This is a genomic window from Hymenobacter sp. AT01-02 (assembly GCF_000961955.2).
GTDB classification, from domain to species: domain Bacteria; phylum Bacteroidota; class Bacteroidia; order Cytophagales; family Hymenobacteraceae; genus Hymenobacter; species Hymenobacter mucosus.
Map to the genome: position 1 here is coordinate 1 of NZ_JZIR02000128.1, position 7,319 is coordinate 7,319.

6 protein-coding genes and 1 pseudogene are annotated in these 7,319 nt (G+C 57.1%); 5 read left to right on the forward strand and 2 right to left on the reverse strand.

Features of this window, described 5'->3' with window-relative positions:
- Window positions 1–108: 108 nt before the first annotated feature.
- Window positions 109–1,247: pseudogene (locus VI25_RS20945) on the reverse strand (isoaspartyl peptidase/L-asparaginase family protein).
- 149 nt (window positions 1,248–1,396) lie between these two features.
- Here VI25_RS20945 and VI25_RS20950 point away from each other — a divergent pair.
- The 3 genes from VI25_RS20950 (at window position 1,397) to VI25_RS20960 (ending at window position 3,638) form a co-directional block, all read left to right on the forward strand.
- Window positions 1,397–1,819 carry a DUF3127 domain-containing protein gene (locus tag VI25_RS20950; RefSeq protein WP_045688655.1) on the forward strand — a complete coding sequence of 141 codons (423 nt, stop codon included), beginning with the start codon at window positions 1,397–1,399 and terminating at the stop codon, window positions 1,817–1,819.
- 186 nt (window positions 1,820–2,005) lie between these two features.
- Complete coding sequence (locus tag VI25_RS20955; protein ID WP_045688656.1) at window positions 2,006–2,875, forward strand: SDR family oxidoreductase; 870 nt, start codon at window positions 2,006–2,008, stop codon at window positions 2,873–2,875.
- Between the two features lie 136 nt (window positions 2,876–3,011).
- Window positions 3,012–3,638, forward strand: coding sequence for a helix-turn-helix domain-containing protein (locus VI25_RS20960; protein WP_045688657.1), 627 nt, complete (start codon window positions 3,012–3,014; stop codon window positions 3,636–3,638).
- A 241-nt stretch (window positions 3,639–3,879) separates the two neighbouring features.
- Here VI25_RS20960 and VI25_RS27355 read toward each other — a convergent pair whose 3' ends face one another.
- Complete coding sequence (locus VI25_RS27355) at window positions 3,880–5,385, reverse strand: alpha/beta hydrolase-fold protein (RefSeq protein ID WP_072144874.1); 1,506 nt, start codon at window positions 5,383–5,385, stop codon at window positions 3,880–3,882.
- 142 nt (window positions 5,386–5,527) lie between these two features.
- Here VI25_RS27355 and VI25_RS20975 point away from each other — a divergent pair, with 142 nt between their 5' ends.
- Together VI25_RS20975 and VI25_RS20980 are read left to right on the forward strand one after the other, a co-directional pair.
- Window positions 5,528–6,232 carry an esterase family protein gene (locus tag VI25_RS20975; RefSeq protein WP_045688658.1) on the forward strand — a complete coding sequence of 235 codons (705 nt, stop codon included), beginning with the start codon at window positions 5,528–5,530 and terminating at the stop codon, window positions 6,230–6,232.
- A 182-nt stretch (window positions 6,233–6,414) separates the two neighbouring features.
- The coding region (locus tag VI25_RS20980) for a RimK family alpha-L-glutamate ligase (protein ID WP_055562819.1) at window positions 6,415–7,319 on the forward strand (905 nt) is incomplete at its 3' end.

The following is a 7,319-nucleotide window of genomic DNA, read 5'->3' on the forward strand; positions in this document are numbered from 1 at the left end:
CTTTTTTAGTGTCTGAAGACTGACAATTTTACTACCTCATCTACTCCTTATATATATAGGCGCAGAAAGTAGCAAACCGTAGCTCTTACTTATCGACCTACTGGCAAGTCAATGAAACAGATTTCTTCGAGAGAAAATGGCGGCTGGTAGGAAACGGTACGCGGAATGAATGAAGCCCATAATACTATACACCGCCACCTGGAAAAGAGCAGCCCCACACGAGTAAGCACTAGTCTTTATAAATACCGATGTAGGCTGAGCGTCGGTGGCCGTGATACTGGCGCGGTACATTCCCTCCGAGTTAAAAGGTAACGCTACGTTGCCAGCGGCATCCACCGCCACTAGTCCACCCTCGCCCCCAATAGGGGCCAGCTTGTCGTGCACCACAATGCGGCAGGCCTCGGCCAAGCTTAACCCGCGGTACTCCATCAGGCAGCTGATGTCATGCGCAACCACGGCACGTAAGAAATACTCGCCGTGCCCCGTACAACTGATTGCGCAGGTGCGGTTATCGGCGAAGGTACCGCTACCAATAATGGGTGAGTCCCCAATCCGGGAGTAGCGCTTGTTGGTCATTCCCCCGGTGCTGGTGGCGGCGGCCACGTGGCCGTGCTGGTCGAGCGCCACGGCCCCCACGGTACCCATTTTCTTTTTTGGGTCTTCATCGATAAAAGCGGCCGGCTCGGCCAGCGGTGCATCGGTGGTTACTGGCGCGGGGGCAGCGAGTTCCTCCGGTTGGGCCTGGCTATGGTCGAGGCGCATGCGTCCTTCCCGAAGCGCCTCCTGCAGTTGATCGTAGCGCTGCTGGGTAAAGAAGTATTCCGTCGGCTGGGTGGGTAGCCCATGCTGGCGCGCTAGCTCGTCGGCGCCCGGGTAGGCGAGCAAGACATGGTCGGTGTGCTCCATCACGAGGCGGGCCGCCCGAATGGGGTTTTGCACGGTGCGCACGCCGGCTACTGCCCCGGCGGCACGATTTCGCCCATCCATAATAGCGGCGTCCATTTCATGGTGGCTTCGTGCGTGAACACGGCGCCCCGGCCTGCATTAAATAGTGGGCAATCCTCAAGACTACGCACCGTAAACTCCACCGCGTCCAAGGCCGAGCCGCCCTGGCGCAACACGGCATAGCCAACTTGTAAGGCCTCGCCCAAGGCTTGTTGGTACTGAAGCTCCTGCTCCGTAGTCATCAAGGACCGAGAAATAGTACCGGCCCCGCCATGGAGCGCAAGGGCAAAGGATGGAGTCATGCAGTAAAAATGTAAGGGGTGAAAACGCGAAAAGGCAAGGCAAAGGTACGCAGGCTACTGCCGCTGAAACCGGCGACCTTCGTGGCCGAACCGCGTTTTTTTTCGTACGTTTGGTTTACTGTTTTCACATTCCCAAACATATTGTTTTTATGGCTTACGAAGCTACCGGCCGCCTGCACGAGATTTTCGACGAACAGCAGGTGAGCGAAAAATTCCGCAAGCGCGAGTTCGTGCTGGAAGTCGTAGACGGCCAGTATCCTGAGCATATCAAGTTCCAGTTGGTGCAGGACAAGACCGCCCTCATCGACTCGTACAAAGTAGGCGACGAGGTAAAGATTTCCTTTAACCTGCGTGGCCGCGGGTTCAATAAGAACGGTCAGATGCTGTACTTCACCAACCTCGAAGCGTGGCGCATTGAGGCAGGTAGCGGTGCTCCGGCTGCTCCCCAGGGAGGCGGCAACTACCAGCAGTCGGCTCCTCGGGCAGCTGCTCCGGCCCAAAACCAGAACCCCAATCTGCGCGCTTCGGCCGCTCCCATTGCTTCTGACGACGACAACGACCTGCCCTTCTAAGCAGCGTTTCCCTGTCGGATTATGATTTTCAGGAAAGCCGCTCCCATGTACTGGGGGCGGCTTTTTGCTGACCTGCCTGCCCTATCTCACTACCTGACCGGAAAGCATAGCCCAGAAAAAAACCGGCGTTGTAAAACATGGAGGCTACCTTTTCCCGTTTATTCCCCCATAGCTCCCTTTCCTGATATGGCTGTTCCTCTCCCCTTAGCCGGTAAAACGGCACTCGTCACTGGTGCGACCAGTGGTATCGGGCTCGTGACGGCCCGGGAGCTGGCGTGTCTGGGTGCCCGCGTGCTGCTGGTGGGGCGCGATGCGGCACGGGCCGAGCAAGCACAGGCGGACATACAGCTGGCGGCTGGCCCGGAAGCCCATGTGCATGTAAAGCGCTTCGACCTATCCTTGATTCGCAATGTGCAGTCCTTAGCTGATGAGTTGCTGCGTGAGCTTAACCAATTGGATATTCTGGTCAACAATGCTGGAATTATGCCCGGCGCGTTTACCCTCACCGAAGAAGGCCACGAGCTAAGCTGGGCAACCAACCACTTAGCGCCATATGCTCTTACCAACTTATTGCTTCCTCTGCTGGATGCGGCCGGGCGGGCACGCGTGGTCACGGTATCATCGATGGCACATTGGGTAGGCGAAATTGAAGCCAACCGGGAAGTACGTAACTCTCCCGATAAATACAGCTGGCTCACCGCCTACGCCGACTCCAAGTTGGCAAACATCCTCTTCACCCAAGAGCTAGCCCACCGCCTTGATCTGACTGGCATCACGGCAAATTGCTTGCACCCCGGCATGGTCAACACCGGCCTGATTCGTGCGGACACTTCCACCGTTATGAAGGCGCTCTGGTCGATGGGGCGGCCATTTATGATAACGCCCGAGCAGGGTGCTCGCACGAGTGTCTACTTGGCCTCGGCGCCGGAAGTAGGCGGTATAAGCGGACGCTACTTTGCAAACTGCCGCCCGGCCCGCAGCTCCAACCGGGCTCAGAATCGTACGGAGGCCGCCCGGCTCTGGCGCATCTCTGCCGAGGAAACGGGAATTGAATAAGGCGGCCAACTGTTGTAGAAAGTCTGGTTACCCTATCCTCGCCTCTTCTGAGAAGCCTTACTGCCGAAGTACTGGCACCTCGTGTGCGTGCCACCAGCACAACTACTTTTCACCCTAGCTCCCTACCTCACCTACCATGACCGACTTACAAGAACTGATTCGTCAAGGGGAAGGAGAGCGACTAGAGTTCAAGAAAAAGACAACGCATCCTACCCGCATTGCCCGCACGCTAGCCTCCTTGGCTAACACGCACGGCGGCCGGGTGCTGGTAGGCGTAGACGATGACGGCCGTATTGTAGGGGTGCGAGACGCGGAAGAGGAAATCTACCAACTGCGGCAAGCGGCGGCCCACTACATTGACCCGCCCCTGTCCCTACGGTTCCAGGAGGTTGAGGAAGAAAACCGCGTAGTGCTGATAGTGACGGTAGCTGAAAGCACCGAAAAACCTCACCGCGCCCAAGTAGCCGACGGCGACTGGCGCTCCTACGTGCGAGTGCGGGACGAAAGCGTGCAAACCAGCCAACTCACGGAACGCGTACTGGAGCGCACCGATGCCGCGCCTCGCTTCGAGAAAATTCCGCTGAACCGTGAGGAGCTAGCGGTGCTGGACTATCTGCGCAAGAATCCGCGTATCACGCTGGGGCAGTACATGAAGCTGCTCAATATTGGGCAGCGCCGGGCGTACCGTACGCTGATCAAACTAACCCTGCACGGCTACATCAAGCACCACGATAAAGAAAAGGAAGTATACTATACCTTATAAAGGACCAGAGGCCCGGGACGTTATGCGTCCGGGCCTCTGGTTGGTTCTACTTATTCTTGCTTGCGGGCACGAGCTTGTTTTTTCTCCTCCTTAGCAGCTTTCTTTTCCTTATCCGTTTTAGTGGACTCTTTCTTTTTCTCTTTGCGGGCGTCTTGTGCTTTTGCCATGGTGTAGGAAGATTAGAGAATTATGGGTGTAGTTAACGATTTTGAGGCTACCATGTTATACCGCGGGCAAGAAACTAGCGCACCGCGGGTAGGTAGCGCTCTTGCACTATGTTGAGGTGATGCGCCTCGTGGCCGGCCAGCAGGTAGGCCATGGCACGTACGCTCACTGGCTGACCACTGGCCGTACCGAAGCGCCCGATGGCCTCCGCCGAGAACGATGCCAGTAGGCTAAGCGTGGCAGCGCGCACGGTATTCTGCTCATGCAGAATATCTTCCAACGTGCGCGCATCGGCTCCGGAAGCGGGCACGTAGTCGTCCTGCTCAAAACCAGGTAGGGGTTGCTGGTCGCCGCGGGCAATGCGCAGAGCCCGGTAGGCAAAGATGCGCTCCGTATCGGTTACGTGCACCAGCATCTCCTTGAGGCTCCACTTTCCGGGAGCATAGCGCAGCAGGGCTTGCTCGTCGGTGACGCCGGCCAGCAGGTGGCGGAGCGTAATCGGCTGTTCGCGCAGTTGTTGGAGCGGGTCGTGGCCTTGCGGGATCAGAGAAACGTAGTGGGCGTAGTACGGGGCATACTCCGTGGTTGCGGGGCGGTCAGCAAAATAGCTCATGCGCGAGGGTGAAAAAGCAGATGGTAGAGCGCGTGAAGATACAATTCGGTGGCGCCGGGCCCGCAACCGTAGTTGGCTAGCCCAGGGTGCCATACACTCCAATGGGTAGCGAGTTGGGGGTGGGCCAAGGGGAACGGCACTACCTTGCCCAAAAGACCAGCGCAAAAAATCCGGCATCAGGCGCGACCAAGTGTACTGATTATGCCGCCCTCCTACTAGTTCTACGTACCGCACCGCTGCCTCGGGCAGGCCCTGGCGCGTGAGGGTAGCCATCAAATCTAGGGTATCCTCAATGGCGTCAATAATGCCGTTGTTGTTCCGGTCGTTGGTCTCGTCGAGGGTACCGGTTTGCAGCCAGAATTGATGTTCCGGGTGAGGCTTGCTGGCCCGCACCAAGCTGTGCATAATCCGGTCGGCATCGGTGTACCCATCATTCAGGGCGCGGCGGCGCCACCAAAACGACGGCGAAAACGCGCCGGCCCGCGTGGCTACGTCGGAGTTGTGCCACACAAAATCAAAGGCTGCAAGGCCGCCCAACGAGCACCCCGCCCACACTACCTCGGCGGGGTTAGTGCTGCCGTGGTACTGGCGCTGGATGTAGGGCAGCAGTTCGTGCTGCACAAAACGGGCATAGTGCCCGGCCCGGCTCCCACGGCCCAGGTAGTCAGCCTCGCTGGCTACGCCGTATTCCTGAATGCGCTCGTGAGCATGCACCGCTACCAGCACGAAGGGCCGCAACTGCCCCCGCCGGTACAACCAACTGAGCGTGGCCGGGAGCCGCAGGCGCCACAAATCCTGCCCGTCGTTCAGGTAGAGCACGGGGTAGGGTGCCTCCCTCGATGAATCATAACCGGGCGGTAGTACAACATCCAGCTGCACCGGGCGCCCCAGGTGAACGGAAACTAAAGAATCGTCGGGCCGGACCGAAACGGCCGTGAGGCGCGCCGATGAGGAAAGTAAACTAGACATCTGCCGGAAGCAACGATACAGAATTTCAGCACAAGGTACCGCTTTTCGATTGCCTCTCTGTGGCCCAGCTTTCGTACGTTATTTTATAAGTTTCAACTTATTCTCATCTTATTGCCATCATTCATCCCAAACCCCGCCGATTTTGCAGGAAGCTTATCGCCCTTTTTACTCTCCCACCCTCGGCCACGACGTGGAAATGCTGGTTTTTGGCGACGTGGGCTATCCAATTGTTGTTTTCCCATCCTCGCGGGGGCGCTACTATGAGGCCAAGGACTTCAAGCTAGTGGAGGCCGTCCAGTGGTTTATCGACAACCAGAAAGTCAAGTTGTATTGCATTGACAGTGTGGATGCCCATACGTGGTATGCGAAGCACCTACACCCAGCCGAGCGGGTACAAAATCACATTCGCTACGACCACATGCTGAGCAACGAGCTAGTGCCTATGTTGCAGCAGGAGTGCCACGTAGATAAGATTGGGGTAGCGGGCTGCAGCTTTGGAGGCTACCACGCGCTCAACTTCGCCTTCCGCCATCCTGAGCAGGTAGCCTACCTGTTTTCCATGGGCGCTGCCTTTGATATGCGCCAGTTTATGGACGGGTACTACGATGAGAACCTGTACTTTAATAATCCGCCCGATTTTATGCCCAACGCTGAAAACGAGCATTTTCATCAGATGAACATTGTGCTGGGTACCGCTGAGTATGACTTCTGTAAAGAAGCCAACTATCAAATGTCTGAGATTCTGAACAACAAGGGCATCCGGCACTGGCTTGATGTGCGGCCCCACGGCACGCACGACTGGCCGGTGTGGCGCGAAATGTTTCCGCACTACCTCTCTGTCATGTAAACCAAGTCACCGGGCTGCGCTTGCAGAAGATTTTTGCTGAGTTACTCGGCACAGCCAGGAAGCCAGGCACTGCCCAGCTTTTTGTGGTTGGCAGCAGCCTGGAGCAGCTAATTAACCGCTACCTCCGTACTCTCCTTTCACCCTTAACCTTCTCCGGCTAGTAGCACCGGAGCCAGTAGCTTATGAAAAAAATTGGGATCCTCTTCGGGCAAGAAAACACCTTTCCCCAGGCGTTTGTGGACCGCGTAAATGAGAAAACTGGCGGCACGAAAATGATGGCCGAGTTTGTGCGCATTGACCAGGTAGAGCAAGCTGTACCAACGGATTACGCCGTCATCATCGACCGGATTTCGCAGGACGTACCCTTTTACCGCGCCTATCTAAAGAACGCGGCGCTGGGCGGCACCGCCGTCATCAATAACCCCTTCTGGTGGTCGGCTGATGAAAAGTTTTTCAACAATGCTTTGGCCGTTCAGCTTGGTGTGCCTGTGCCGCGCACCCTACTACTACCCTCCAAAGAGCGTCCCCACGACACCAGCCACAACTCCTTCCGCAACCTGGAGTGGACGAATTGGGAGGCCGCGTTCCAGAAGATTGGCTTCCCAGCCTTTATGAAGCCCCACTCCGGCGGCGGCTGGAAGAACGTGTACAAGCTGGATAATGCCGATGAGTTTTTCCGGGCTTACGATGAAACGGGCCAGCTCGTGATGCTGCTGCAAGAGGCCGTAGACTTCACGGATTATTTCCGCTGCTACTGCATCGGCGGCAAGGAAGTGCTCATCATGCCCTACGAGCCGCGCAACGAGCCTCACCTACGCTACGCAACGGAAATGAAGACCACGGGGGGGGCTGGCAAAAAGCTGCTAGCTACCATGAAGGACTACGTACTCAAGCTCAACCAGGGCCTGGGCTACGACTTCAACACCGTAGAGTTTGCCGTGCGCGATGGTATTCCGCTGGCTATTGACTTTGGCAACCCCGCCCCCGATGCCGACGTGCATTCCGTAGGTCAGCAGAACTTTGAGTGGGTAGTAGAAGCGGCAGCCAACTTGGCTATCAGCCGCGCAAAAGCCCAAAAGCCCGGCGC

Bases quoted from the DNA above. Each gene is read 5' to 3' on its own strand.
- VI25_RS20950 (WP_045688655.1), top strand. From the start codon at position 1,397: ATGGCTTACGAAGCTACCGGCCGCCTGCACGAGATTTTCGACGAACAG.
- VI25_RS20955 (WP_045688656.1), top strand. From the start codon at position 2,006: ATGGCTGTTCCTCTCCCCTTAGCCGGTAAAACGGCACTCGTCACTGGT.
- VI25_RS20960 (WP_045688657.1), top strand. From the start codon at position 3,012: ATGACCGACTTACAAGAACTGATTCGTCAAGGGGAAGGAGAGCGACTA.
- VI25_RS27355 (WP_072144874.1), bottom strand. From the start codon at position 5,385: ATGTCTAGTTTACTTTCCTCATCGGCGCGCCTCACGGCCGTTTCGGTC.